Origin of the sequence: Paraburkholderia sp. BR10936 (genome assembly GCF_040965735.1) — a bacterium.
Classification (GTDB): domain Bacteria; phylum Pseudomonadota; class Gammaproteobacteria; order Burkholderiales; family Burkholderiaceae; genus Paraburkholderia; species Paraburkholderia nodosa_A.
Genome location: NZ_JBFRCM010000006.1, coordinates 240,664 through 265,380 on the forward strand (window position 1 = coordinate 240,664; position 24,717 = coordinate 265,380).

Below are 24,717 nucleotides of genomic sequence, written 5' to 3' on the forward strand. Positions count from 1 at the left end.
CCAAACGCCGCATATCGATGTGCCCCCGCATCAAAACCTCCCACGACAAGCTAAAGCTCGCGCTTCAAGGCCCTCGCGGCATTGCAGTGCAGGAAATGGCGCGGCACAGCACGTCCGGATTCTTTTGCCGATCTGATCAATTCTGAGTTTCATTCCAGAAAAAAAGATGTGAACCGAAACTTACTGAGCGCGATGCTTCTAGTCCTCGATAAGTTTCTACAGCCATACATTCATAGGCGCTTTTAAATAGAAACGATCAATTTCTTTTGCTGTGCATTATTACCGCTCGTTGCGCATCCTTACGTCCATATCGAAGCCCGCCATTGCGCCGCTTCAAGAAAATGGATGACGTGAGCCGCGGCGCGATGAGGATTCATCGAGGCGCTCCCGCAGATTCCGATAGGCATTCGCGTGTTGATCCACTTGTTCTGTTGCTCAAAGGAGCCGACTGATGAATAAACCCTTATTGGCCTTTCTACTCGCGGCGACGGTGGCCGTTGCCGGTTGCGGAGGCTCGGACTCATCGAGTTCCAACCCGGCGTCGGCCGCGGCCACACCGTCTGCGCCCAAACTGCTCTCGAACATTGTCGTGCCCAATACGACGAGCCCGGCGTTCAGCTTCGATATCGGCTATGTCGAAGCGGGCCGGTACTATCTGGCCGATCGCAACAACAAGTCCGTCGATGTCGTCGATACCAAAACGAAAGCGCTGCTCGCGCAGATTCCGGGCAACTTCACCGGTGCGGGCGCGAGCACCGATGCGTCCGGGCCTGACGGCATCGTGGGCGTGACGGGAACGAATACGCTGTACGTAGGGGACGTCGATAGCGTGAAGATCGTCGACACGTCCGCGATGCAAACGGTCAAGACGATCCCCATCAGCACGTCGGGCTCGCGCGTCGATGAAGGCTGCTACGATCCCGACGACCATCTCGTCATGTTTGCGAGCCCCGGCGACACGCCGCCCTACGTGACCTTCATTTCGACCACGACGCAAGCTGTCGTCAACAAACTGGTATTCAACGGCTCTTCAGGCCTGGAAGCCTGCGTGTACGATCCGGTCTCGAAGAACTTTCTCATCAACAACGACGGAACCGCCGCCAACCCCGACGGCGAACTCGACGTGATCACCGCCAGTTCGGTCACGTCGGGCGCGCCTGCGGTGAGCAAGGCGTTTGCGCTCGGCAAATGCGGCCCCTCCGGCATTGCGCTCGGTCCCAACAGCGACGTGCTGATTGGTTGCGATCCTTCTGCGGGCGATCCGCTCATTACGCTGATCCTCGATCGCAATGCGGGTACGCAACTCGCGTCGGTGCCGTTCGGCGGCGTGGACCAGGTGGCTTATGATCCCGCGTCGAATCGCTACTTCCTGCCTGCGCGCCACTACGTCACGAGCGGGACCGCGGCGTCTTCGGGCTATACGCCGACCATGGGTGTGATCGACGGCGCGACGCGCAAGCTCATTTATACCGTGGCGGTGGGGACAGGCGCGCACTCGGTGGGCATCGACAGCAGCCTTGGTGAAGTCTTCGTGCCGTACCAGCCCGGGTCGACGGCATTCCCGAATGGCGGGATATCGGTGTTCTCGACGCAGTAGCCGCAAAGTTTCAGGCCCTGGCACACAGCCGGCGGACGTGAAAATCGTCCGCTGGCTTTTTCGTTTCTTCCGCCACTTCGGCCCAGCGCTCCCTTACGGTGACGACGTTTCGCACGGCGCGGGCTCCCGGACCTGTTCCAACATCATTGAACCGGCGCATGGGTGTTCGGGAACTCGCCAATGTAGTGAAGCTGTCCGTTTCGGCCGTGTCGCGCGCCTGACGGCGTGAACGAATCGTTGCCGCTCACCCTGCGGCAATGGCCCGAACTGCGCGATGCCGGCGAGCTGAATGCGCAAGCGGCAGAGTCGGGCGTGCAGGTGCAGTTGCCGTCGGGCGGCGGAGAGGTCGTGTTGCGCATTCGGGCTTAACAACGCGCAACGCGAGGCGTTGCGGACGCCATAAATGCGACTGGCCCGCCATCGCAACACACTGCGATGGCGGGCCAGAAGGCAACGACTACAAAAGCGCGGCTATTCAGCCTGGCAACTTACTGCGCTGCCTGACCGGCTTGCGACGAACCGTTGTTCACGCCGCCCACTGCGCTGTTTTGCGCAGCGACGCGAGCTTCGGCGGCTTGAACGTTCGCCGGATATTCATTGGGGTTCGAACGTGCCGGATTGAAGCCGGCCTTTTCGACCTGGACCATGTCTGCACGGACTTGCGCGCGCGTCACGGGCTGGTTCGACTGGGCGAACACGGCAACGGGAGCGGCGAGGGCGGCAGCGATAACGACGGCTTGGACGAGCGATTTCATGACTAACCTCCAGATTTACTTTCTTCTTGAACTGCCTACAGGGTTGTAAGCAGCGGTGAAGTCAGTGTAGGAGGGCCGGGCACTAGGGTAAATACCTAATAGCCGAATTCACTGTTTCCGCCAGGAGAACAATCCGGGCACGACGGTGGCACGAGCCAGCAATTCCCCGAACGCGGCGGGAGCGAATGGGGTCAGACTATGCCCGGCGCGACACCGACCGTATCGACGAACTCGGTCTTGCCCATGCCGCGCGACTTGGCCCGGTACATGGCGCTGTCCACGGCGCGCATCAAGGTTCGCGCATCGAGCGAGCGGCTGCCGCTGCCTTCCGTGAGCAGGCACACACCGATGCTGCACGACACGGTCACCGGATAGCCGCCTACGGTGCGCATGTTGGCGAGAATCGCGTGGATGCTGTTGGCGACGGTGAGCGCGTCGTTCTTGTCGTAGACGTGACGCGCCAGCACCACGAACTCGTCGCCGCCCAATCGTGCGAGCGTGTCGCCGCGCCGCGTGCGGCGCACCAGTGCCGCGGCGAAGCTGCGCAGCAGTTCGTCGCCTACCGCGTGCCCGAAGGAGTCGTTCACTTCCTTGAAGCCGTCGAGATCGACGAGCAGCATGGCCGTGCGATCGACTTCGGCGGTGCGCGTAAAGAGCGTGCGCCCAATGGCCTGCTCGAGACGCACGCGGTTGTAGAGCCCGGTGAGCGGATCGGTCGAGGCCTGGCGTTCCAGCCGGTGGACGAGTACCGCCAGATAGATGGATGTCGCAACGATGCTGAGCGCAATGCCGAGCGCGGCCGTGATATTGGCGCCCCACCACGGTTGCCAATGCATCAGGCCCATGATGCCGACGAGCGCCACGAAGCAGGAAAGGCCCAGCATGCGCTGGCCATAGCGGCAGCCCGCGCCGACCAGAAACCAGAAGGCCACCCACAAGAGCGGCAGCGCGGCCGTTCCACCTACGGCCAGCGCGCCGGTGACGATGGCCTGATCGGCGAACGTGGCGAGCGTGAGGCGTACGAGCGAGCGCGCTGGCGCGACGGTGACTGCCACATACGATATGACGCCGAACGCCACATAAGCGGTGACCGCCAGAAGCGTTGCGTAGACGTGGGTCGAGCGATAGATCGAGCAGGCAACGAGGTAGGCGAGAAGGACGACGGAACCGAGCGTGATGCGCAGTACGGCCTGCTCCTTCTCTGGGTCCTTCGGAAATGCACGAAACAACGCTTTCCCGGGCCAGGAATATGTTTCCGTCTCGCCCATCGCAGCCCCCCGCTGTAATTCTGTATTTTGTCGCCCGGTAGTGTACCCCACACATACTGCGAGTCGAGGCGCTAAAAAAACGAAATTTCAGCTCGCAGGATGGCGGCGCGTGTGGCAATGCGACTTCGCGCCGAATGACCGATACTGTGACGCGCATCGCGTGCAATCCATCGGTTCCGAATACGCTCGGTCAATGCATTCAAGGAGGCGTCATGGGTAGGGAAGGTCTGGAAAAGCAGGGCATGTCGTGTGAGCGGCTCGCGCGGATCGAACGTTTTCTCGAAGAGAACTACGTCGCGACCGGTACGCTCGCGGGCACCGTCACGCAGGTATGGCGGCGTGGCGAACTCGCGCTGAACTCGGTGCTGGGTCTCGCCGACCGCGAACGGCGCACGCCGATGGCCGAGGACTCCATCTTCCGCATCTACTCGATGACCAAACCCGTTACGTCGGTGGCGATCATGATGCTGGTCGAGGAGTGCAAGATTGCGCTCGACGACCCCGTCAGCAAGTACATCCCGTCGTGGGAAAAGCTTGGCGTGTACGCGGGCGGTTTCATGGAGAGCTTCCAGACGCGCCCGAGCGCGCGCCCGATGCGCGTGGTCGACCTGTTGCGGCATACCTCGGGGCTGACCTACGGCTTTCAGCAGAACACCAATGTCGATGCGGCCTATCGCAAGCTGAAGGTGGGCGAGCTTGCGACCGCGGGCACGCTCGACGAAATGATCGGGAAGCTGGCCACGCTGCCGCTGGAATTCTCTCCGGGCGACGCGTGGAATTATTCGGTTTCCACGGACGTGCTCGGCTATCTCGTCGGCAAGATCAGCGGCATGGCCTTCGAGGACTTTCTGAAAACGCGGATCTTCGATCCGCTCGGCATGGTCGACACGGCCTTTTATGTGCCGCCGGAGAAGGTGTCGCGCTTCTGCGCCTGCTATGCCATCGGCGCGCTCGGCTCGAAGGTCGTTTCCGAAAAGGGTCCGGAGCTGCAGGACGATCCTCACACGAGCCCATATCGCGAGCCGCCCTCGTTCGTTTCGGGCGGTGGCGGCCTCGTTTCCACGGCGGCGGATTACATGCGGTTCGCGCGCATGCTGCTGCAGGGCGGCGAGCTGGACGGCGTGCGGCTCCTGGGGCCGAAGACCATCGAGCTGATGACCGCCAACCATCTGCCGGGCGGTGTCGACCTGCCGCGCCTCTCGCGCTCGATGTTCACCGAAGCGGCTTATGAAGGCGTTGGCTTCGGGCTCGGCTTCGCCACGACGATTGCGCCCGCATCCACGCTGATTCCGGGCAGCGCGGGCGACTTCTTCTGGGGCGGCGCGGCCAGCACCTTCTTCTGGGTCGATCCGCGCGAGGACATGATCGTGCTGTTTCTCACCCAGCTCCTGCCTTCGACTGCGTACCCTATTCGCCGGCAGTTGCGCACGCTCGTTTACAGCGCGATTACGGAGTGCGAACGCTGAGCGGCGCGCCTGGCGTTTGGCAATTGCATAAGAGGCTTGCTGGCGGGACTGCTGGCGGCCTCTTTTACGTTCCGCAATATCTTCCCGTTAATTGGAAGATAGGTTCCTGATATCAACGGATTCTCTCGCGATTCAAAGTGCGTAGCATCTGCCGCGATGCAAGCGGTGCATAGGCACGCGAAGGCCCGCTCTCGAGCGGGCCGCGCGCGCTTACTTGATGAGTCCCTTCTGTCGTCGATAGACGTCGGTAGGCAGCCCGCCCCATCCCCAGTTTTCCGTTGGTACTTCTTCGATGACGACGAAGGTCGCCTCCAGCGGTTTGTTCAGCACGTCGAGCAGGAGTTGGCTCACGCCCTTGATGAGCTGCGCCTTTTCTTCCGCCGTGACGGAATCCGTGCCGGGCCGCGTGCCCTCGCGTGTAACCTGAATTGTGACGATCGGCATTTCGCTTTCCTCGATGTTGATCGTTGCAGGGAGCGCCGGCCAGCGGCGCTCCCTCGTCGCCCGGTGGGGCACCGTGGAGCGCAGTACGCCCGCAGTGCGCCCGTAGTGCGCCTCTAGTGGCCGGCGACCTGGCCGCCGTCGACGTGGAGGATTTCGCCCGTCACGAAGGGGGCAGAGTCGAGATAGAGGATGGCGTTCACGATGTCGCTCATCTCGCCCATATGCCCCATCGGATGCAGCGCGCCGAGCGCGGCGTGGGTTTCGGGCGCGTGCATCGGCGACTTGATGATGCCGGGCGATACCGCGTTGGCGCGAATGCCGCGCTTGGCATACTCGATCGCCAGCGAGCGCGTGGCGGCGGCCAGACCGCCCTTGCTCAGTGAGGCCAGCACCGACGGTACGCCGTCGATTGCGTGATCGACCAGCGTCGTCGTGATCGTCACGACGTGGCCGCTCTCGTGCTTTTCCATCTCTGCAATGGCGCGCTGCGTGATATGGAAGAAACCGTCGAGGTTGGTGCCCTTGATCGCCGCGTAGTCTTCCGCAGTGTATTGCGTGAACGGCTTCGCCACGAAAATGCCCGCATTGTTGACGAGCGTATCGACGCGGCCAAAGCGCGAGACGGCCGTTTCGATGACGCGGCGCGCCGTGGCCGGGTCGGCGATATCGCCGGCCACTGCGACGAGATCGCTATCGTCAGTCTGTTTGATGTTGCGCGACGTCGCGACCACCTTGTGGCCGAGTGCGCGGAATGCCCTGGCCGCTTCGGCGCCGATGCCTTGCGATGCGCCAGTGATCACGATGACTTTGGGGGATTGACTCATATGAACCTCGAAGTACGTTGGACTCAGTTTCTGATCGGGCTTGCTGCTCCGATGACGACCAATTTACGCATCCGCGCTCCCCGTTTGAATACAGGACGCGGACAAACAGTTGTGAGTCGCAGGAACAAATGAGAGCGGGCAGGGGGCGACGGCGTGCGGCGGAAAAGGTCATGCGAATGACGCTTGCGTCGATTTGGATAACTGATTGATTGGGGAAGACCTTGCCGCGCCAATCCTCACACGCGGTTGTCTGCGAAGCTCAGGAGGCGTGCGTGCGCGGATCGTGGTCGAATTCGAGCCTGATCCCGCCCGGTTCGTACACCATGGTATGGCGTTTCGGCCCCGGACCGAGGTTTTCCGGCGCAAATTCGATGTTCACGCCGGGCCAGTCGGACACGCGCGAAAAGATATCGTCGAGCGCTTCTTCGCTGCCTACGCGCAAGGCAAGATGATGCAGGCCCACATGGGTCTTGCGGTCGAACTCGACCAGGCGGCTTGGGTCGGTGACTTGCCAGAGGGTCAACATGACGTGACCGTCCGAAACGAACGCCGCCGGATAACTGGGTCTTTCGCCAACCTGTTTCCAACCCAGGCAATGCACGAAGAAGTCACGCGTGAGATTCAGGTCGCGCACAGTCAGTCCGACGTGATCGATGCCCAGCGTAAGCGGTTTGTCAGTCATGTTTCGATTCTCCTGAATAAAGAGTGCGCCGATCCCGCGTTCCGCACTTCACGGATCAAAACTCTGCCGAAACAATATAGCTGTGAAGTTCGGCGTCGATTATCGCTTGCCGGTCACATCACTTTTTACACCGTGTATCGCGTCGCGCAGAGGGCGGTTGGGCGAGGCGCCGGCCCGTCTCATGCGGCTTCGGAAACTTTCTTGCACACATCTGCAATGTCAGATATAGTCCGGATCAGATATCCAGGAGGGCAATCGATGAACGATCCCGTCAATGAAGATTTCGAGCGCACGCAGAAGCTGGCGTTTGTGCTCGGTCAGGCGCACCACTTGATGGCCACCGAACTCAGGGCAGGGCTGAAGGACGCCGGGCTGAACCTGCAGGAGCGCGGCATTCTGCTGACGCTGGCCGGTGGGAGCGCGAAGACGCCGGCGGCGCTGGCAAAGCTGCTTGGCGTCCACCCCGCCCGGATGACCCGCGTGCTGGACAAGCTCGAAACCAGCGGGCTCGTGGAGCGCGCGCGCAACGGCACGGACCGGCGCCTCGTGGACGTTTCGTTGACGCGGGAGGGCAGCCTGGTCGCGGCGCGAAATACAGACGTCGCGCCTGGCGCCTGGAGCGAGCGGCTCTCGCACTTCTCGAAGTCCGACTTCGACGCGTTGAGCACGCTGCTTTCCAGACTGCTCCATGGCTAGGGCGGCTTTTTTTTGTTCAATTATCAGACATGTCAGATAACGGCCCGTGGTTGACGGGACATTCGCATCCAGACGAGAGAACCTAACATGAATTCTTCGACCAACCCAGGCGGGCCGCCCCAGCTGACTGGCGCGAAGTTCGCACTGGGCACCTTCGCCGTGGCGCTCGCCACCTTCATGAACGTGCTGGATTCGTCGATCGCAAACGTTGCGATTCCCACGCTCTCCGGTAACCTCGGTGTGTCGATCGACGAAGGGACATGGGTCATCACGCTGTTTGCCGCCGCCAATGCGGTGTCCATTCCGTTGACCGGGTGGCTGACGCAGCGCGTGGGCCAGGTCAAGCTGTTCGTCTGGGCGATCCTGCTGTTCGTGCTTTCGTCGGCAGCGTGCGGCATGGCCCCGAACCTGCTGACACTGCTGGTCGCCCGTATCGTTCAGGGCGCGGTGGCGGGCCCGCTGGTGCCGTTGTCGCAAGCCTTGCTGCTCGCTTCGTTTCCAAAGGAAAAGAGTTCGAACGCGCTGGCGCTGTGGGCGATGACCGCAACCGTCGGACCGATCGCGGGCCCGGCGCTCGGCGGCTGGATCACCGACAGCTACAGCTGGTCGTGGATCTTCTACATCAACGTACCGGTCGGCCTCTTTGCCGCGGGCGTGGTATGGGCAATCTATCGCGACCGCGAGACGCCGGCACGCAAACTGCCCATCGACAAGGTCGGGCTGATCTCGCTTATCGCGTGGGTCGCGCCGCTGCAGATCATGCTCGACAAGGGCAAGGACCTCGACTGGTTCAGCTCGCCGGTCATCTGGGTGCTCACGATCGTCGCCGCGGTCAGCTTCGTGTTCTTCCTGATCTGGGAATTGACAGAGGAAAAACCGATCGTCAACCTGCGGCTGTTCGCCAAACGCGACTTCCTCGGCGGCACGATTGCGATTTCGGTCGCGTATGCGATTTTCTTTGCAAACCTCGTGATCCTGCCGCAGTGGATTCAGGGCTTTCTCGGCTACCGCGCGGTGGATGCGGGGCTCGTTACCGCGCCGCTGGGGATTTTCGCGGTGATCCTGGCCCCCGTGATGGGCAAGGTCATGCCGCGCTCCGATTTGCGGGTGCTAGCCACCCTGGCGTTCGTGGGCTTCGCCGCCGTGTTCTTCATGCGCTCGGACTACACGACCGGCGTGGATGCGTGGACGCTGATTCTGCCGACGCTGCTGCAAGGCATTCCCACGGCGCTGTTCTTCACGCCGCTCACCGGCATCATCCTCTCGGGTCTGCGGCCCGACGAGATTCCGGCGGCCGCGGGTCTGTCCAACTTCGCGCGCATTTTCGCCGGCGCCGTGGGTACGTCGCTGATGAGCAACGCCTGGAACGACCGCACTATCCTCCACCACGCCCGGCTCGCCGAGCAGACGAGCGTCGAGAATCCCGCGTTCACCGGCGCCATTGCGCACTTGCAGGCGACGCTGGGCGGCGGCGTTCCCAAGGCCACGGCCTTCTATGAAAGCTCGCTCAACGCGCAAGCCACCATGCTGGGGTTGAACGACATCTTCTGGATATCGGCGGTGATCTTCGTCGTCATCATCCCGCTGATCTGGGTGACGAGGCCGGTCAAGGGCGGTGGCGCGGGCGCGGCAGCCGCTGGCGGACACTGAATTGTGCAGTTGAACCCGGTCCGGAGGGCCGACAAGTCTCGCGTGTTTTTCTTGACAGTATCTGATAATGCAGATATTGTGCCGTTCAACACGGAGGATGTCGCGATGGACCACTACACGACGAGAAATTTCATGCTAACGGAAAGTGTCGGTTTCAGGATCGTCAAGGCGCGCAATCTGATCGTCGCTGAGATGGATTCCGCGCTCAAGGACCTCGAAATCACGGGCCAGCAAATGGGCATTCTGCTTTCGCTGAAGCAGGGTGTGGCGACCACGCCGTTCGAACTGTCGAAACTGCTCGGCATCGATACGGGCCTCATGACGCGGATGCTGGACAAGCTGGAAAGCAAGGGATTGCTGGGGCGTTCGCGCGACGCAGACGACCGTCGTGTGGTCAATCTGAACCTCACGCCAAAGGGACTGGAAACGGCAGCGCAGATTCCGGAAGTCGCGCCGCAAGTGTTGAACGCACGCCTGCGCAAATTCACCAAGGCGGAGTTCGCCGAACTGAACCGCCTGCTTCGCAAGTTTACAGACGACTGAACGGTGCGGCCGTGGCGCCGCGCTTTTTTTCGACCATTAATCTGATATGTCAGAAAATGAAATCTCAGACTTCTAAAGCAAGCATCGGTACCCATACGCTGAAGCTGGGCGTATCGGCGATCGCAATGGCCACGCTGGCGGCTTGCGCCAACTACGCGGGCATCCACAGCGACAAGCAGATGGCCCAGCCGCAACAGTTCGAGACGGCGCAGAGCCTGCCGCAGGAGCAGGGGCACTGGCCGTCCGCCGATTGGGTCGACCAGTTCGGCGACGCGCAGCTCAAGGCGCTGATTGCCGAAGCGCTGCAGGGTAGCCCGAGCGTCGAGCAGGCCAAGGCACGGGTGGCCCAGGCGCAGGCCTATAGCGAAACCGCGAAAGCGGGCACGCTGCCGCGCGTGGACGCCAGCTACACGCTCACGCGTCAGCAGTACAGCAGCACGGCGCTGATTCCGCCGCCGTATGCCGGCTCGTGGCAGACCGAGAACAAGGGGCTGCTCACTGCATCGTACGATCTCGATCTGTGGGGCAAGAACCGCGAGGCACTGCGTGCAGCCGTTTCGGAGACGGCCGCGAGCGAGGCCGACGAGGAAGTGGTCAAGCTGACGCTGGATACCTCGATCGCACGCACCTACAACCAGCTGGCGCGGCTCTACGCGCTGCGCGACATCGCGCAGGAAGAAGTCACGCGCCGCGAGCAGATCGACCGCATCACGGCGGGCCGCATTGCCACGGGTCTCGACACGCAGGTGGAACGCAAGACCGCGCAGGCGAACCTGGCGACGAGCCGCTCGCGGGTGAGCGCGCTCGACGGCAGCATTCTCACGACGCGCTACCAGCTGGCCGCGCTGCTGGGCAAGGGCCCCGACCGCGGACTCGCGATCACGCGGCCGACGCTCGGCGTGGGCGACGAGGTGCGTTTGCCGGACAACCTGCCCGCCGACCTCGTGAGCCGGCGCCCGGATATCGTCGCGGCGCGCTGGCGCGTGGACGCGATCACGCACGAGGTCAAGGAGGCGAAGGCCGAGTTCTATCCGGACATCAACCTGAGCGCCGCGCTCGGTCTCGACGCCTTCGGCTTCGGCCGCTTCCTGACCGCCGCGAGCCGCACGGCGTCGGTCGGCCCCGCGGTCCATCTGCCGATCTTCGACGGCGGCGAACTGCGTGCGCAGTTGAAGGGCCGCTACGCCGATTTCGACTACGCCGTGGCCGCTTACGACCAGACGCTCATTGGCGCGCTCAGCGGCGTGGCCACGCAGCTCGCGCAGATCCATTCGAGCGACGCACAGCTCGTCGATGCCGAAACCGCGCAGCAGGCGGCACGCGACGCCGACCAGCTCGCGATCACGCAATACAAGGGCGGCCTGACCAATCAGCTCACGGTGCTCAATGCCGACGTCACGGCACTGAACGCCGACGAAGCCATCGCCAACCTGAAGATGGATCGCCGCGACCAGCAGATTGCGCTGGCTTCGGATCTGGGCGGCGGCTATGTCGACACTTCGGCCGATACCGGTCACCACGCCGACCTTGCCGCCCAACCGAACCCTCAAACCAATTCCATCATTGCCGCCGCGCGTTGAACGGCATGTTTGCATACCCGTCAGGAGAACTGAAATGAGCGAAACGATCACGACCGACCGCGAGCCGGTGGATCAACGCGACGAGAGCAAAGGCGGCGCGCAAGCGACCCCGGCCAAGGACGACCAGCAGGCCACGCCCCCGGGCCGCCGCAAGCGTCTGATCGTGCTGCTCGGCGCCGTGACGTTGATTGCGGGCGCGGCGTATGGCGCGTACTACTTCACGGAAGGCCGCTTTTACGAATCGACCGACGATGCCTATGTGAGCGGCAATCTCGTGCAGCTCACGCCGCAGGTCACGGGTACGGTGGTGGCCGTCGACACCGACGACACGCAGATCGTGAAGCAGGGCGACCCGGTCGTGACGCTCGATCCGGCCGACGCAAGAATCGCGCTGGCCGATGCCGAAGCGTCGCTCGGCCAAACCGTGCGACGCGTAAGCGGCCTCTATGTCAACAACGACTTTTATGCAGCGAATGTGGCGCAACGCGAATCGGACCTGGCCCGCGCCAACGACGATCTGCGCCGTCGCACGGCCGTCGCGGACTCGGGCGCTGTGTCCGCAGAAGACATCGCCCACGCGCGCGACGCTGTGCAGGCCGCCCAGGCCGCGCTCGACGCCGCACGCCAGCAAGGGGCTGCGAATCACGCGCTGACCGATCGTACGTCGGTCGAACAGCATCCGGATGTGCAGGCGGCCGCCTCGAAAGTGCGTGCGGCCTGGCTCGCGTATGCGCGCGATACCTTGCCCGCGCCCGTGACGGGTTATGTGGCGCAGCGCCAGGTGCAGGTGGGCGAGCGCGTGTCGCCCGGCACGCCGCTCATGGCAATCGTGCCGCTCGACGGCGTGTGGGTGGACGCGAACTTCAAGGAAGTGCAGCTCAAGCACATGCGTATTGGCCAGCCGGTGACGCTCATTGCGGATGTCTATGGCTCGAGCGTGAAGTATCACGGTCGTATCGAAGGCTTTTCGGCGGGTACGGGCAGCGCCTTCGCGACGCTGCCGGCGCAGAACGCCACCGGCAACTGGATCAAGATCGTGCAGCGTCTGCCGGTGCGTATCGCGCTCGATCCACGCGAACTCGCGGCGCGTCCGTTGCGCATCGGCCTTTCGATGACGGTGGATGCCGATACGCGCGACGAGTCGGGCTCGCAGCTCGGCGCGGCGCAAAATACGCGCTATCGCACCGATGTATTCGCACAGTACGATGCGCAAGCCGACGGCGAGATCGAAAAGATCATCAAGCAAAACGAATTGGCTGCACCGGCGACTGCGTCACAACCCTCGTCGCAACGTGTGGCTGCGCGCGATCATAAGGGCAACGCGGGCTAAGGAAGGCTGGCTGCCCGGCCAGGCGCTTGCGCATCCGCTGCAAGCGCTTTGGGCACCGCCTCGCGCAGGTAGTCCATGAACGTCTTGATCCTGGCCTATAAATGCAGGCGAATCTGCTCGGCAAAGGTCCGTATCACTTCTTCGTTACGTGAAAGAAACATCCATTGTCCGATTCGCGTCGAAACGAGCAGACCCGCTTCGACCAGTACGGCAAGATGCGCGGATACGGTGGACTGCGAGAGCCCGCTGCGCGCCTGGATGGCGTGTGCGGGCACGCCGTGGCGCAGATCGACGTGGCCCTCTGGAAAGGCGTCGGCGGGGACCTTCAGCCACGCGAGGATGTCGCGCCGCAGTGGATTGGCGAGGGCCTTGTGAATCCGGTTCGCGTCTATCATGGCGTTCCTTGTGCTCTCGCGTGCTTCAATGCGGCTGCATCAACAACGTTCTGGCGACGGTTCCCGCCGCGCTTTCCCCAAGGTCTTCCCGCACGATCGACAGCGCCAGATGAATGCCGGCGCTTGCGCCGCCCGACGAATAGAGGTTGCCATCTTTCAGGCAGCCGGGATTGGACATGACGTGCACGCGTGGATGTTCCGCCGCGAGGCGGCGAGCGTCGCGCCAATGCGTGGTCAGCCAGCGACGGTCGGCAACGCCGGCGCGCGCCAGCAGGAACGCGCCATTGGAAATGCAGGCCAGCCTGCGCGTGGCGGGGCCGGCGTCGCCGAGCCACGTCACGAGCTCGCGATGCTCACTCGACGAACTCACCACGGGAGATCCGGGCACCACGACGACGTCGAACGGCGCGCGCGTTTCGAACAGGCATTCCGTGGTGCCCACCGCCGTGCCGTTGGAAGACAGTACTGGCCCAGGCGAGGTCCCGACGAGGTGTGGTTCATACAATGCGCTGCCGAACAGGCGATTCGCTGCATGAAACACATCCATCGGGCCGCTCGCTTCGAGCAGTTGAAAACCTGCGTAAAGCATCATCGCGACACGCATGCGCCGTTACCCCGTGAACGCCTGCTCGACCAGCGCGGATTGCCGCGCAACGTGCGCCGAATGGTAGCCCGGCGCGGTCGATGCACCGGCATCAGGACCGGCGTAGGCGAGCTTCGCACCCGTTGGCAGGAGCCCGCGCAACTGCGGCTCAATGAAACTCCATGCGCCCTGGTTGCGCGACTCTTCCTGACACCAGACCACAGTTTTCAGGTTGGGGTAGCGCGCGAGTTCGGCGGCCAACTGTTCTGCGGGAAACGGATACAGCTGTTCGACGCGGATGATCGGCGTGTCGGTCGCGTCCGCCCGGCGATGCTCGAGCAATTCGTAGTACACCTTGCCCGTGGCCACGATGACGCGCTCGACGCTGGATGCCCGCGACGCGCCGACCTGCGTATCCGGCAGAACTTCGCGGAATTCGCCCTCGCTCAACGCTTCGAACGTGCTGACCGCTTCAGGGTGCCGCAACAGCGACTTGGGTGTCATGACGACAAGCGGGCGACGATCGGCGGCGAGTGCCTGCCTGCGCAGCAAATGGAACAGCTGCGCGGGCGTGGTCGGCTGCGCGACGCGCATGTTGTCCTGCGCGCTCAGCTGCAGATAGCGTTCGAGCCTCGCCGATGCATGCTCGGGGCCCGCGCCTTCCTGCCCGTGAGGAAGGAAGAGCGTCAGGCCGCTGCGTTGCCCCCACTTGGCGGCGGCCGCTGCGATGAACTGGTCGATTACCACCTGCGCGCCGTTTGCGAAATCACCGAATTGCGCTTCCCAGATCACCAGCGCATCGCGGTTCACCGTCGTGTAGCCGTATTCGAACGCGAGCACTGCCGCTTCGGAGAGGATGGAGTTCGTCACGCTGAAGCGGCCAGCTGCGTTGCCACTCGCATCAGCGAGATGATCGAGCGGAATATAAACGCCATCCGGCCGGTTCATGCGCGTTTGATCGTGCAGCACGGCGTGACGATGATTGAACGTCCCGCGCGCGCTATCCTGCCCGCTCAGTCGAACGCTGATCCCATCGCCAAGCAGCGAGGCGAATGCCAGATGCTCGCCCATGCCCCAGTCGAGCGGCCGTTTTCCCGAGGCCATTTCCTGACGTCCGGTGATCATCTTCTTGACGAGCGGGTGCAGCGCGAGCCCCTCAGGAACGGTCGAAATCTGCTGCGCGAGACTGCGCAGCGCTTTCGTCGACGGGGCGGACCAGGAGATCGGACTGGGCGCTTCCTCCCGTGACGAGGCGGCCTCTGAGCTGTCGGTTTCGTTCGCCCGCTTGAGCAGTTCACGCCGCTCGCTGACATAGCCATCCGCTTCTTCGGCTGTCAAGACGCCTTGTTGAACCAGCTTCTGTGCGTAGCGCGTTCTCACGCCGGGATGACTTGCGATCGCGCGATACATTAGCGGCTGGGTGATGCCCGGCGTGTCCTGTTCCTGGTGCCCGAATTTGCGGAAGCACACGAGATCGATGACCACGCTGCGCTTGAACGCGGTGCGATAGTCGAGGGCAAGGCGCACCGCCATCGCGACGGCTTCGGGGTCGTCGCCGTTCACGTGCAGGATAGGCGCCTCGATCATCTTCGCGACGTCCGTGGTGTAGAACGACGAACGCGTGTCGCGCGGATCGGAGGTCGTGAAGCCGATCTGATTGTTGACGACGATATGAACCGTGCCGCCCGTGCCGTGGCCGCGCGTATAAGTGAGGCTCAAGGTTTCCATCACGACACCCTGGCCGGACATCGCCGCGTCGCCGTGAATCTCGACCGGCAGAACCTCCACGCCGTCGGCGCTACCGAGGAGCTCGCCCTTGGCGCGCGCCATGCCTTGCACGACCGGGTTGACGATTTCCAGATGCGACGGATTGAACGCGAGCATCACTTCGACCGGCCCGTCAGGCGTATCGACCGTACTCGTAAAGCCCTTGTGATACTTCACGTCGCCCGCGGTAAGTCGTTCGGGATCCTTGCCATCGAACTCGTCGAACAGCGCGCGCAACGGCTTGCCGACGATATTCACCAGAACATTCAGGCGTCCGCGGTGCGCCATGCCCATCACCACCGCGCGCAGCTTTTTCGAAGCGCCGTAGCGGACGACTTCGTCGAGCATCGGAATCAGCGACTCCGCGCCCTCGAGCGAGAAGCGCGTTTGTCCGACGTAGCGTGCGTGCAGGTATTTCTCGAGGCCTTCCGCCGCGCTCAGTCGTTCCAGCAGTCGACGCCTTTCCGGGGCCTGCAGCGACGGTCTCGCTCGCGTGGATTCGAGTTGCATCTGCCACCAGCGCCGCTGCTCCGCGTCGGTCAGATGCATGAACTCGGCGCCGAGCGTGCCCGTGTAGGTTTGCTTCAGCGCCGCGACGAGTTCCTTCAGCGTGGCGTCGTCGTCGAACAGGAACGTGTCGGCAGTGCTGAAGATCGTCGCCATGTCCGCGGCCGTCAGGCCGTAGTAAGCCGGGGTCAACTCGGCGTAGGCGCGTGGCGGCGTCCACATCAGCGGATCGAGATCGGCCGTGCGCGTGCCGATCATGCGGAACGCGGCGATCAGCGACTGTACCGCGACCTGCTTGCGTGCGAGGCCGAGGCCGGCGTCATTCGCGAGGGTGGTGTCGGCATGAGCGATCGCGCGCGGCGGCCGCTTCGCAAGCTCGACAAAGCTGGAAATGACGGGGGCGTGCGGTTCGTCGTCGCGATCGCTGCCGTCGATAGCGGGCGTTTCGCGCAGTGCATCGAACCACGCCCGCCATTCACCGGTGACCGCATCCGGGTCGGCCAGGTAAGTTTCATATTGCTCTTCGACGTAAGGGGCGTTGCCCCCGAAGAGGAAAGAGCTCTGACGTTCTTTCAACATGATCAATCTGCCTTTGGTCGGTGTGCGGTCCAATGTCGGGCGCAACACGGGGAGTGATGGCGACAACGCCTTCCGGTCCGCCCGGGTTGTTTGCCCAGCCGCAGTCGTGAACACAGTCTAGTTATGCGGGGCAACGGGCGAAATACGCGCGTGGTGCCGCCGCCTGCCAACTAGTGGACGTTTTGGGCCACACTGCCGATTTGTTACACCGGCGCAAAATACTTTTTCCGGGGGCAGACTGCATGCACTAACGACGATGCGTTAAGCTGCGCCACGGTCCTGGTTGGGACACCACCTCTGAAGGTCACGGCATGAAAGTCGCCATTGTTGTATTCGATGGTGTGCAGGCGCTGGATGTTGCAGGCCCACTCGATGTATTCGCCGAGGCGAACACATTCCTTTCCGAGCATCAGCGCTACGAGGTGACGCTCGTCGGGCGCGAGGCGGGCGCCGTAACCTGTTCGAACGGCATGCAACTGGCGGTCTCGCGCGGCTATGCGGACAGCGACACGCAATGGGACCTGCTGCTCGTGGCCGGCGGCCCTCAGTTGCCCGACGTGCATCCGTCGAATGAGTTTCTGGCCTGGCTGCAAGGTCAGGCGCGCAGCGCGAGCCGCTTCGGTTCGGTGTGCAACGGCGCATTCGTGCTGGCGCATGCGGGGCTGCTCGACGGCAAGGAAGTGACGACCCACTGGTCGGATGCCGGGCGCCTGTCCAACGAATTCCCGCACGCCAACGTGCAGCCGGACCGCATTTTCGTGCGCGACGGGCGGCTGTTCACGTCGGCGGGCGTGACCGCGGGCATCGATCTGTGCCTCGCGCTGGTGGCGGAAGACTGGGGACACGAACTGGCGGTGCGGGTGGCGAAGCGGCTGGTGGTGTATATCCAGCGCGAAGGCGGTCAATCTCAGTACAGCCCGTATATCGGCGCCGGCAAGGACGAGGACCCCATACTCAGCAAGGTGTATCGCTACGTGAGCGAACATATCACCGATACGCTTTCGATCGAGGCGCTGGCGAGTGCGGCTGCCGTGAGCCGGCGCACTTTGTCGCGCATCTTCGCCAAAAATGCCAAGGTCACGCCCTCCGTATTCGTCGAGCAGGTTCGCGTCGACACGGCGAGAAAGCTTCTGGAAGATACGGATGCGCCGCTCAAGACGGTCGCATTCAAATGCGGCTTTCATAGCGCCACGCATATGCGCACGACGTTCTCGCGGCGCCTGAACGTCACGCCAAAGCAATATCGCCTGCGATTCCGCGGGGAGGCGAGTGCATAGCGATGATTCCCTGGCGGAGCTGGCGAACGCCGATTCCGCGCCATTCCTTCCCGATATCATCGAGCCTGGTTTGTCGATATTGTTTTGCGGGATCAATCCGGGCATGCGTGCGGTGGCGACGGGGCATCACTTCGATGGCAGAGGGAACCGGTTCTGGCGAGTGCTCCATCGCGCCGGCTTTACGCCGGGAGAGTTTCGCCCCGAGAACGACCGTGAGCTACTGCAGCATGGCTTTGGTCTGACTACGGCAGTCTCGCGCGCGACGGCACGCGCGGACGAATTGTCGAGAGCGGAGATTCAAGCTGCCGCGGCGCAATTCGAGCTGAAGGTTCAACATTACGCGCCACGGTTTATCGCCTTTCTTGGCAAGATGGCGCTCGCCGAAATGTCGGGCAAGCGGGATATCGAGTGGGGGTTGCAATCCGGTAGCTTCGGCGGCGCGCGCGTGTGGGTTCTGCCGAACCCGAGCGGCTTGAATCGCGCATTCAGCCTCGACGCGCTCGTGGGCGCGTACCGCGAACTGCGTATTGCGGCTCAATTGTCATCAGTTGCCGAGTGAATGAACAAGCGGTTGTAGATATGGGGCATGCGCTTCGGAATGCCTCGTGGCGAGTTCGCGATTGCCTTGACATGGAACGCATTCGCCTTCGCTCGTCAATCCGCTCGCACATTGAAGATACGTGTTGTTGCGCAGCGTTTCGGTGACGAACTCCACGAAGGAGCGGATCTTTCCACTCGTCCCGCGCCGTTCGACATGAAGCAGGCTGACCGGCGTCGATTCGGGCTCATAGGCCCGCAAAATCGGCACCAGATTTCCAGAAGCGACTTCGCTTGCGGCCTGATAAGACAGCAACTGCGTGATACCCACGCCGTCTTCCGCGGCCGAAATGGCGGCGGGCGCCAGATTCACGATCAGGCGCGGCTGCAGCCGCACAGGAATCTTTGCGTTATTTTCGTAAAACGTCCACTCGAGCGGTTGGGAGACGCCGGTAAAGGAAACGCAATGGTGGCCGACCAGGTCTCGCGGATGCATGGGCTCTCCATGCGCGGCGAGATAAGCGGGGGACGCAAAGGTCTGCCGCCGCACGGACCCCAGGCGCACCGCGAATGTCGACGAGTCTTCGAGATGACCAATCCGTATGGCGATATCCACGCCTTCTTCGAGCAGGCGCGTGGGACGATCGAGGTAAACAGCGTTCACGCTGACGTCGGGATAGCGCAGCGTGTAGGCGTTGACGAGCGGCGCGATGAAGCGCTGGCCGAGTTGCACCGGGGCTGTAATCGTGAGCGTGCCCACCGGGTTGGCGAGATCCGTGGCGATATGCGACTCAGCATCGCTGATGCCATCCAGCAGCTTGCGGCAGGCTTCAACGTAAGCGACACCCGCGTCCGTGGGCCGGACCGAGCGTGTCGTACGCGCGAGCAGCTGGGCGCCCAGGCGCGTTTCGAGCGAGTTGACCGCCCGCGAGACCGCCGCGCGCGATAAGCCGAATTTATCGGATGCGGCGCTGAAGCTGCCGCGTTCGACGATGGCTACAAACACCTCCATCTCACGTAATCTGTCCATCTTGACTTCCCAATCTGAGTCTCTTGCAAACGGAGAACAAAAGTAATAGCCGTTTGACACCTAACGTTGCCGGTTCGTTTTCAAACCTTCGTAAATCGTGTCTATCGCGATCAACGCGCGGCCTGAATGCCTACGCCGCGATTCTAAGCATCGTGTGCCGTCTGGTATCGCCGTACGACCGCAATTGGCCCAAAAGCGTGCAGAAATGACCCGCGCGTAATCAGACAGGTTTGCGTTGACGCAGCGCATACGCGCCGGGCAGATCACGACCGGACAGCCTGGCAAAATTCTCGTACTAGATGGCCCAAAATCAGACCAGGCGAGACTTTAAGAAATTGGGTTCATCTCTGACAATAAAGCCGTCAGTGAACAGCAACAATGCGCGGCGAAACCGGAGGTGTGGTCATCGCCTGGCGTGAGGATGCAGGACGCTGAATAGCCTCACAGTGAACTAGCCACATCAAACAGTACAGCTAACGAAATCCGGGAAGTTGCTGATCGCCATGACAACTGCGAACCCTTTGACGACTGGAACGGATGCGGCAACGGCCCTACAGGCGCTGGAACCACGCGCTGTGCGCGAAGCCGCGGCGCCGGCGCAGCCCGCCCCCGCGCAGGTGGCGTTCACGGGGCGCATCGTGGTGGGCCTGCTCGGCATGTTGTTCGCTTCGTTGCTGGCCATCCTCAACGAACAGGTGACCGCTGCGGCGATGGCCGATATCCAGGGCGCGTTCCTGATCGGGCATGACGACGGGACGTGGCTCACCTCGCTCTTCGAAGCCGCCAATGTCGCGACGATGGTATTCGCCCCCTGGTTCGGCATCACTTTTACGCTCAAACGCTTCACGATCGGCGCCGTGCTCGCCACGATGTTCTTCGGATTGTTGTGCCCGTTCGCGCCGAATCTGGCGACGCTTTACGTCTTGCGTATCTTCCAGGGAATCGCGGGCGGCTGTCTGCCCCCCATGCTGATCATCGTGGCGCTGCGTTATCTGCCGCCAAAATTCAAGCTGTACGGTCTCGCTGGTTATGCGCTCACGGCGACCTTCGGGCCGGCGCTCGGCACACCGCTCGCCGCGTTGTGGACGGAGTTCGTGAGCTGGCGCATGGCGTTCTGGCAAATCATTCCGCTCGGCGTGCTGTGCTGTATCGCGATACAGCAGGGGCTGCCCGCCGATCCGGTCAAGCTCGAGCGCTTTCGTACCTTCAACTGGATCGGGTTGATTACGGGCTTCCCCGCGTTTGCCATGCTCGTGACGGGGCTTTTGCAAGGCGACCGGCTCGACTGGTTCGAATCGGACTTTATCCGCGTGATGTTGGGCGGCGGCGCTCTGCTGCTCGCGGTCTTCCTCGTCAACGAGTGGTTTCAGCCCGTGCCTTTTTTCAAGCTCCAGTTACTCGAGCGCAGGAATTTCACGCACGGGCTCTCGACCTTGGTCGGCACCGTGATCCTGCTGGTGGGCGTCGCCGCTATACCCGGGCAGTTTCTCGCCAAGGTTCATGCGTACCGGCCGCTGCAGACGGCGCCGCTCTCGCTGCTGCTCGCCATTCCGCTGCTGATTACGCTTCCCTTGACGGCGGCGTTATTGAACACGCAGCGCGCGGATCACCGCTGGGTGATCGCAATCGGTCTGTCGCTGATGTCCACGACGTGCGCACTCGGCAGCTTCATGACGTCAGAGTGGATTCGCGACAACTTCTATGTGCTGCAGGCGCTGCAGGTCATCGCGCAGCCCATGGTGATCATGTCGATCCTCATGGGCGTCACGACGGGGCTGCCCCCCACGGAGGGTCCGTTCGCTTCGGCCATGTTCAATACGGTCAAGACGTTCGCCGCCGCCATCGCGACGGGACTGATCGAGGGGGTAGGCACTGCACGGGAACATTTCCATTCGAGCATGCTCGTCGACCAGCTCGGCAACCGCGCGCTGGTGGCAAGCCCGGGTCTCGACACCCCCTACGCGCTGGGGCAACTCGCGCACCGTATTCACGAGCAGGCCGTCGTGCTGACTTCCGCCGATCTCTACCGGGTGATGGCGTGTGTTGCGCTCGTTTTGCTTCTTCTTGTTCCAGTGCTGCCGGTGCGGATTTATCCGCCGTGGAGCACGACGCCGCCCGCTTCGAAATGAGGTCCGCTTTCCATGTCATCGACTCAACCCACCCCCGCACCGTCCAGGTTGAAATGGCTTCGTATTGCAGCAGTCGTCGCCGTTGTCGGCGTCGCTGGCTGGGCCGGCGCGAAGCTCCTGTCTCACTCCAGTTCGGAATCCACGAACGACGCCTACGTCACCGCGGATTTCACGCTCGTCGCGCCGCGAGTCGCGGGGCAAATCATGGACGTACTGGTGAACGATAACGAGGACGTGGAGGCGGGGCAGCTGCTGGTGCGCATCGACGACCGCGACTATCACGCCGCGTTGATGAGCGCCGAGGCCGAGGTGGCGGGCGCGAAGGCGTCGGTGGCGAACTTCGACGCGCAGATCGCGCGCCAGCCCTCGCTCGTCGATCAGGCGCGTGCCACGCTGCGCTCCGACGACGCGTCGATCGGCTTCGCGCGGGCCAACGCGGCGCGCTACCAGAATCTTTCGACGGCGGGGGCAGGGACCGCGCAGGAGCAGCAACAGGCTTCGAGCACGCTCGCCCAGCAGCTTGCGCAGCAGTCGCACGACCAGGCGGTGCTGACGGCCACCCAGCAGAATCTGGACGTCCTGCGCACCGAACGCGACAAGGCCGCTGGCGCGCTTCAACACGCCGAAGCGGTGCTCGAACAGGCGAAGCTCAACCTCTCCTATACGGAAATTCGCGCCCCCGTCGACGGCAAGGTGGGGCGCCGCTCGGCGCGGGTCGGCGCCTTCGTGACGCCCGGCGCCCCCGTGCTCGCAATCGTGCCGCTTTCGGATGCGTATGTCGTCGCCAACTTCCAGGAGAGCCAGATCACCAATATGCGGCCCGGCGAAAGCGTGCGCGTGACGGTCGACAGCGTTCCCGGCGTCGTGATCCATGGCCGCATCGACAGCCTGGCGCCGGCGACCGGCGTGAGCTTCGCGCCGATCGCACCCGACAACGCCACGGGCAACTTCACGAAGGTGGTGCAGCGCGTGCCCGTCAAGATCACGATCGATCGCGGGCAGCCTGCTGCGGCGGCATTGAGCGTTGGGCTCTCGGTGGAAGCCGAAGTGGCCGTTGGCCGGGGTGCAGAAGCGACGGCTGAGGGAGCGGAAAGAAAATGAACACGAGTCAATATTCTGTTCGCGCAATCCTTCTCCCGGTTCTCGCGTGTCTCGCAATGGCGGCTTGCACCGTCGGTCCCAACTTCGAACCGTCAAAGTCGCCAACGCCTGAGGTCTTCAACCGCACGCAGACGGCGCAGGCGCCGAGCAAAGCCGTGGAAGGCCAGTTCGGTCCGGAATGGTGGACGCTGTTCAACGATCCGGTGCTGAACGGTCTGGAAAAGCAACTCGCCGATGCGAACCTGGACGTGGCAGCTGCCTCCGCGCGCCTGCTGCAAAGCCGCGCCGAGCGCCGCGTAGCGGGCGCAGCCGAATATCCGACGCTGGACGGCGCCGCATCGTATAACCGCGAACGCGGCAGTGAAAACGGCATCCTCTCGCTGCTTGGCGTGACGCCGACGCAGAGTCAGCCGCAGTCGGCCTCGGGCAGCGCGCCGCTCGGCGTGGCGGCCATGCCGGGCTCGAAGGGTTCGCCCGCCTATAACCTGTATCAGGTCGGCTTCGACGCTTCATGGGAAGTCGACATATGGGGGCGTGTGCGACGCAGCGTGGAAGCGGCGACGGCGCTTTCGGAGGCCTCTTATGAGGACCGGAACTCGGTCTTGCTGAGCGCGCGTGCGGAGCTTGCGCGAGACTATATCGAACTGCGCGACACGCAGGAACTCCTGCAGATCGCGCATCAAAACCTGGACATCGCCAACGACGCGCTGAAGCTCACGCAGGTACGCGCGCATGAAGGCGTGACCACGGACCTCGATGTCTCGAACGCTTCGGCGCAGGTGGAGAATATCGAAAGCCTGATTCCCACGCTCGAATCGCACTCCGAAACGACGATCAATGCCATCGGCCTGCTGCTCGGCGAGGAACCGGGCGCGCTGCGTCAGACGCTCGCCGCAACGCAGGAGGTGCCCGTACTGCCGGCGCAGGTGCCGATCGGCTTTCCTTCCGAACTCGTGCAGCGCCGTCCGGATATCCGCAAGGCGGAAGCCGAACTGCACGCGGCGACGGCGTCGATTGGCGTGGCGAAGGCCGATTTTTATCCGCGCATCATGCTCAATGGCAGTGCGGGCTTTCAGAGTCTTCAGCTTTCGAGTCTGGCCAGTTGGGCGTCAGGGCAGTTCGTCGTTGGCCCTTCCATTACGTTTCCTATCTTCGAAGGCGGTCGCCTGAAAGGAACGCTCCAGTTGCGCGAGGCGCAACAGCAGGAGGCGGCGATTGCCTACAAGGCGACGGTGCTGCGCGCGTGGCAGGAGGTGGACGACGCGCTCGTCACCTACGACGCCGAACAGCGCCGCCGCGACCGGCTGGCCCAGGCCGTGACGATGAACGAGCGCGCGCTCTCGGTCGCGCGGGAGCGGTACAAGGCCGGGGCGCTCGACTATCTCGACGTCTTGAACGTGCAGAAGCAACTGCTCGAAGCACAAAGCAATCTCGAACAAAGCAGAGCCACGGCGGCCACGAATCTCATTACGCTTTGTAAAGCGCTGGGAGGGGGATGGGAGTCGACTTATGGTGGGTAAGCCATAGCCCGGATGCGCGCTTGTCATTCGGGACGCGCGCCGTTTAACGATAACAATGATTCGTATGTCCGGACACGACGACGTATGGGAATCGACAGCACGACGCCGGCCGGGGATTGCGCGCAACTTTTCCAGCGTGATCGGCTTCATCAACGTCGCGCTCACGGGCAGTCTTGCCGAGGCTTCACGCCAGCTGGGTGTTTCCTCGCCTTCGTTGAGCAAGAGCATCGCGCGGCTTGAGTCCCCAGTTGAATGTACGCTTGCTGGTGCTTCGTGGCGCGCCGTCTTTGCGAGTCGGGGCTCGTGGTCTGCGCCGCGCTGGCCTGTCTTGCGCAACACGGCGCGCCGCTTGCCATCGACGATCTGCTGCGGCACAGGCTGATCTTGCAGAGAAACGCAGATTCGGGCCGGACTGCCGAATGGGTGTAGGCTATTTCGTCTGCTACCGCAACCGGCC

The 24,717-nt window shown here is 63.0% G+C and carries 23 protein-coding genes; 14 read left to right on the forward strand and 9 right to left on the reverse strand.

Annotated elements, in window-relative coordinates:
* The first annotated feature begins 451 nt into the window (after positions 1-451).
* Positions 452-1,597, forward strand: a complete 1,146-nt coding sequence (locus AB4Y36_RS15620) for a hypothetical protein (protein WP_342948950.1) — start codon at positions 452-454, stop codon at positions 1,595-1,597.
* A gap of 225 nt (positions 1,598-1,822) precedes the next feature.
* Entirely contained in the window at positions 1,823-1,966 is a 144-nt protein-coding gene (locus AB4Y36_RS15625) for a hypothetical protein (RefSeq protein WP_368602458.1), read from the forward strand.
* Positions 1,967-2,085: 119 nt separating this feature from the next.
* Here AB4Y36_RS15625 and AB4Y36_RS15630 read toward each other — a convergent pair whose 3' ends face one another.
* Positions 2,086-2,352, reverse strand: a complete 267-nt coding sequence (locus AB4Y36_RS15630) for a DUF4148 domain-containing protein (protein ID WP_069265932.1) — start codon at positions 2,350-2,352, stop codon at positions 2,086-2,088.
* A 191-nt stretch (positions 2,353-2,543) separates the two neighbouring features.
* On the reverse strand, positions 2,544-3,581 hold the full coding sequence (locus AB4Y36_RS15635; protein ID WP_368683471.1) for a diguanylate cyclase: 1,038 nt from the start codon (positions 3,579-3,581) through the stop codon (positions 2,544-2,546).
* 251 nt (positions 3,582-3,832) lie between these two features.
* Here AB4Y36_RS15635 and AB4Y36_RS15640 point away from each other — a divergent pair, with 251 nt between their 5' ends.
* A complete protein-coding gene (locus AB4Y36_RS15640) occupies positions 3,833-5,086 on the forward strand; it encodes a serine hydrolase domain-containing protein (protein ID WP_368683472.1) in 1,254 nt (417 codons plus the stop codon).
* A gap of 210 nt (positions 5,087-5,296) precedes the next feature.
* Here the strand turns inward: AB4Y36_RS15640 and AB4Y36_RS15645 are convergent, their stop codons facing one another.
* The 3 genes from AB4Y36_RS15645 to AB4Y36_RS15655 form a co-directional block, all read right to left on the reverse strand.
* On the reverse strand, positions 5,297-5,530 hold the full coding sequence (locus AB4Y36_RS15645; protein WP_018442101.1) for a 4-oxalocrotonate tautomerase family protein: 234 nt from the start codon (positions 5,528-5,530) through the stop codon (positions 5,297-5,299).
* A gap of 113 nt (positions 5,531-5,643) precedes the next feature.
* The gene (locus tag AB4Y36_RS15650) at positions 5,644-6,354 is read right to left on the reverse strand and encodes an SDR family NAD(P)-dependent oxidoreductase (protein WP_368683473.1); all 711 of its coding nucleotides are present in this window, start codon (positions 6,352-6,354) and stop codon (positions 5,644-5,646) included.
* 259 nt (positions 6,355-6,613) lie between these two features.
* Positions 6,614-7,036, reverse strand: coding sequence for a VOC family protein (locus tag AB4Y36_RS15655; protein ID WP_368683474.1), 423 nt, complete (start codon positions 7,034-7,036; stop codon positions 6,614-6,616).
* 258 nt (positions 7,037-7,294) lie between these two features.
* Here AB4Y36_RS15655 and AB4Y36_RS15660 point away from each other — a divergent pair, with 258 nt between their 5' ends.
* The 5 genes from AB4Y36_RS15660 to AB4Y36_RS15680 all read left to right on the forward strand — a co-directional run bounded on the left by AB4Y36_RS15660 (position 7,295) and on the right by AB4Y36_RS15680 (position 12,835).
* On the forward strand, positions 7,295-7,732 hold the full coding sequence (locus tag AB4Y36_RS15660; RefSeq protein ID WP_368602464.1) for a MarR family winged helix-turn-helix transcriptional regulator: 438 nt from the start codon (positions 7,295-7,297) through the stop codon (positions 7,730-7,732).
* 87 nt (positions 7,733-7,819) lie between these two features.
* The gene (locus tag AB4Y36_RS15665; protein ID WP_368683475.1) at positions 7,820-9,382 is read left to right on the forward strand and encodes a DHA2 family efflux MFS transporter permease subunit; all 1,563 of its coding nucleotides are present in this window, start codon (positions 7,820-7,822) and stop codon (positions 9,380-9,382) included.
* 105 nt (positions 9,383-9,487) lie between these two features.
* A complete protein-coding gene (locus AB4Y36_RS15670; RefSeq protein WP_368683566.1) occupies positions 9,488-9,925 on the forward strand; it encodes a MarR family winged helix-turn-helix transcriptional regulator in 438 nt (145 codons plus the stop codon).
* 56 nt (positions 9,926-9,981) lie between these two features.
* Complete coding sequence (locus AB4Y36_RS15675) at positions 9,982-11,505, forward strand: efflux transporter outer membrane subunit (RefSeq protein WP_368683476.1); 1,524 nt, start codon at positions 9,982-9,984, stop codon at positions 11,503-11,505.
* A gap of 34 nt (positions 11,506-11,539) precedes the next feature.
* Positions 11,540-12,835, forward strand: a complete 1,296-nt coding sequence (locus AB4Y36_RS15680; RefSeq protein WP_368683477.1) for an HlyD family efflux transporter periplasmic adaptor subunit — start codon at positions 11,540-11,542, stop codon at positions 12,833-12,835.
* A 95-nt stretch (positions 12,836-12,930) separates the two neighbouring features.
* On the opposite strand, the gene AB4Y36_RS15685 is transcribed toward AB4Y36_RS15680, so the two are convergent.
* From AB4Y36_RS15685 to AB4Y36_RS15695, 3 genes are read right to left on the reverse strand one after another with little or no spacing between them, the layout of a single operon-like run.
* Positions 12,931-13,230, reverse strand: a complete 300-nt coding sequence (locus tag AB4Y36_RS15685; protein WP_368683478.1) for an ArsR/SmtB family transcription factor — start codon at positions 13,228-13,230, stop codon at positions 12,931-12,933.
* Between the two features lie 25 nt (positions 13,231-13,255).
* Positions 13,256-13,822 (reverse strand): DJ-1/PfpI family protein, encoded by a 567-nt coding sequence (locus AB4Y36_RS15690; protein WP_368683479.1) that lies wholly within the window; start codon positions 13,820-13,822, stop codon positions 13,256-13,258.
* 18 nt (positions 13,823-13,840) lie between these two features.
* A complete protein-coding gene (locus AB4Y36_RS15695; protein WP_368683480.1) occupies positions 13,841-16,666 on the reverse strand; it encodes a 2-oxoglutarate dehydrogenase E1 component in 2,826 nt (941 codons plus the stop codon).
* Positions 16,667-16,977: 311 nt separating this feature from the next.
* Between AB4Y36_RS15695 and AB4Y36_RS15700 the strand changes: the two genes are divergently transcribed.
* Together AB4Y36_RS15700 and mug are read left to right on the forward strand one after the other, a co-directional pair.
* On the forward strand, positions 16,978-17,943 hold the full coding sequence (locus tag AB4Y36_RS15700) for a GlxA family transcriptional regulator (protein ID WP_342948937.1): 966 nt from the start codon (positions 16,978-16,980) through the stop codon (positions 17,941-17,943).
* The gene (gene mug, locus AB4Y36_RS15705; protein ID WP_368683481.1) at positions 17,936-18,502 is read left to right on the forward strand and encodes a G/U mismatch-specific DNA glycosylase; all 567 of its coding nucleotides are present in this window, start codon (positions 17,936-17,938) and stop codon (positions 18,500-18,502) included. Before AB4Y36_RS15700 ends, mug begins: the two co-directional genes overlap by 8 nt.
* Here mug and AB4Y36_RS15710 read toward each other — a convergent pair.
* Positions 18,488-19,510, reverse strand: a complete 1,023-nt coding sequence (locus AB4Y36_RS15710; protein ID WP_368683482.1) for a LysR family transcriptional regulator — start codon at positions 19,508-19,510, stop codon at positions 18,488-18,490. The two genes, mug and AB4Y36_RS15710, sit on opposite strands and share 15 nt — an antisense overlap.
* A 503-nt stretch (positions 19,511-20,013) precedes the next feature.
* Here AB4Y36_RS15710 and AB4Y36_RS15715 point away from each other — a divergent pair.
* The 4 genes from AB4Y36_RS15715 (at position 20,014) to AB4Y36_RS15730 (ending at position 24,642) form a co-directional block, all read left to right on the forward strand.
* On the forward strand, positions 20,014-21,639 hold the full coding sequence (locus AB4Y36_RS15715) for an MFS transporter (RefSeq protein ID WP_368683483.1): 1,626 nt from the start codon (positions 20,014-20,016) through the stop codon (positions 21,637-21,639).
* Positions 21,640-21,651: 12 nt separating this feature from the next.
* The gene (locus AB4Y36_RS15720) at positions 21,652-22,740 is read left to right on the forward strand and encodes an HlyD family secretion protein (RefSeq protein ID WP_368683484.1); all 1,089 of its coding nucleotides are present in this window, start codon (positions 21,652-21,654) and stop codon (positions 22,738-22,740) included.
* Positions 22,737-24,260 (forward strand): efflux transporter outer membrane subunit, encoded by a 1,524-nt coding sequence (locus AB4Y36_RS15725; RefSeq protein ID WP_368683485.1) that lies wholly within the window; start codon positions 22,737-22,739, stop codon positions 24,258-24,260. Before AB4Y36_RS15720 ends, AB4Y36_RS15725 begins: the two co-directional genes overlap by 4 nt.
* 64 nt (positions 24,261-24,324) lie before the next feature.
* Positions 24,325-24,642 carry a LysR family transcriptional regulator gene (locus AB4Y36_RS15730; protein ID WP_368602477.1) on the forward strand — a complete coding sequence of 106 codons (318 nt, stop codon included), beginning with the start codon at positions 24,325-24,327 and terminating at the stop codon, positions 24,640-24,642.
* Positions 24,643-24,717 lie beyond the last annotated feature (75 nt).

Coding starts and splice junctions, on each gene's coding strand:
- AB4Y36_RS15650 (WP_368683473.1), bottom strand. CDS start 6,354: ATGAGTCAATCCCCCAAAGTCATCGTGATCACTGGCGCATCGCAAGGC.
- AB4Y36_RS15680 (WP_368683477.1), top strand. CDS start 11,540: ATGAGCGAAACGATCACGACCGACCGCGAGCCGGTGGATCAACGCGAC.
- AB4Y36_RS15655 (WP_368683474.1), bottom strand. CDS start 7,036: ATGACTGACAAACCGCTTACGCTGGGCATCGATCACGTCGGACTGACT.
- AB4Y36_RS15640 (WP_368683472.1), top strand. CDS start 3,833: ATGGGTAGGGAAGGTCTGGAAAAGCAGGGCATGTCGTGTGAGCGGCTC.
- AB4Y36_RS15665 (WP_368683475.1), top strand. CDS start 7,820: ATGAATTCTTCGACCAACCCAGGCGGGCCGCCCCAGCTGACTGGCGCG.
- AB4Y36_RS15645 (WP_018442101.1), bottom strand. CDS start 5,530: ATGCCGATCGTCACAATTCAGGTTACACGCGAGGGCACGCGGCCCGGC.
- AB4Y36_RS15630 (WP_069265932.1), bottom strand. CDS start 2,352: ATGAAATCGCTCGTCCAAGCCGTCGTTATCGCTGCCGCCCTCGCCGCT.
- AB4Y36_RS15685 (WP_368683478.1), bottom strand. CDS start 13,230: ATGATAGACGCGAACCGGATTCACAAGGCCCTCGCCAATCCACTGCGG.
- AB4Y36_RS15715 (WP_368683483.1), top strand. CDS start 20,014: ATGACAACTGCGAACCCTTTGACGACTGGAACGGATGCGGCAACGGCC.
- AB4Y36_RS15620 (WP_342948950.1), top strand. CDS start 452: ATGAATAAACCCTTATTGGCCTTTCTACTCGCGGCGACGGTGGCCGTT.
- AB4Y36_RS15695 (WP_368683480.1), bottom strand. CDS start 16,666: ATGTTGAAAGAACGTCAGAGCTCTTTCCTCTTCGGGGGCAACGCCCCT.
- AB4Y36_RS15660 (WP_368602464.1), top strand. CDS start 7,295: ATGAACGATCCCGTCAATGAAGATTTCGAGCGCACGCAGAAGCTGGCG.
- AB4Y36_RS15725 (WP_368683485.1), top strand. CDS start 22,737: ATGAACACGAGTCAATATTCTGTTCGCGCAATCCTTCTCCCGGTTCTC.
- AB4Y36_RS15720 (WP_368683484.1), top strand. CDS start 21,652: ATGTCATCGACTCAACCCACCCCCGCACCGTCCAGGTTGAAATGGCTT.
- AB4Y36_RS15675 (WP_368683476.1), top strand. CDS start 9,982: ATGAAATCTCAGACTTCTAAAGCAAGCATCGGTACCCATACGCTGAAG.
- AB4Y36_RS15670 (WP_368683566.1), top strand. CDS start 9,488: ATGGACCACTACACGACGAGAAATTTCATGCTAACGGAAAGTGTCGGT.
- AB4Y36_RS15690 (WP_368683479.1), bottom strand. CDS start 13,822: ATGATGCTTTACGCAGGTTTTCAACTGCTCGAAGCGAGCGGCCCGATG.
- AB4Y36_RS15700 (WP_342948937.1), top strand. CDS start 16,978: ATGAAAGTCGCCATTGTTGTATTCGATGGTGTGCAGGCGCTGGATGTT.
- AB4Y36_RS15730 (WP_368602477.1), top strand. CDS start 24,325: ATGTCCGGACACGACGACGTATGGGAATCGACAGCACGACGCCGGCCG.
- AB4Y36_RS15710 (WP_368683482.1), bottom strand. CDS start 19,510: ATGGACAGATTACGTGAGATGGAGGTGTTTGTAGCCATCGTCGAACGC.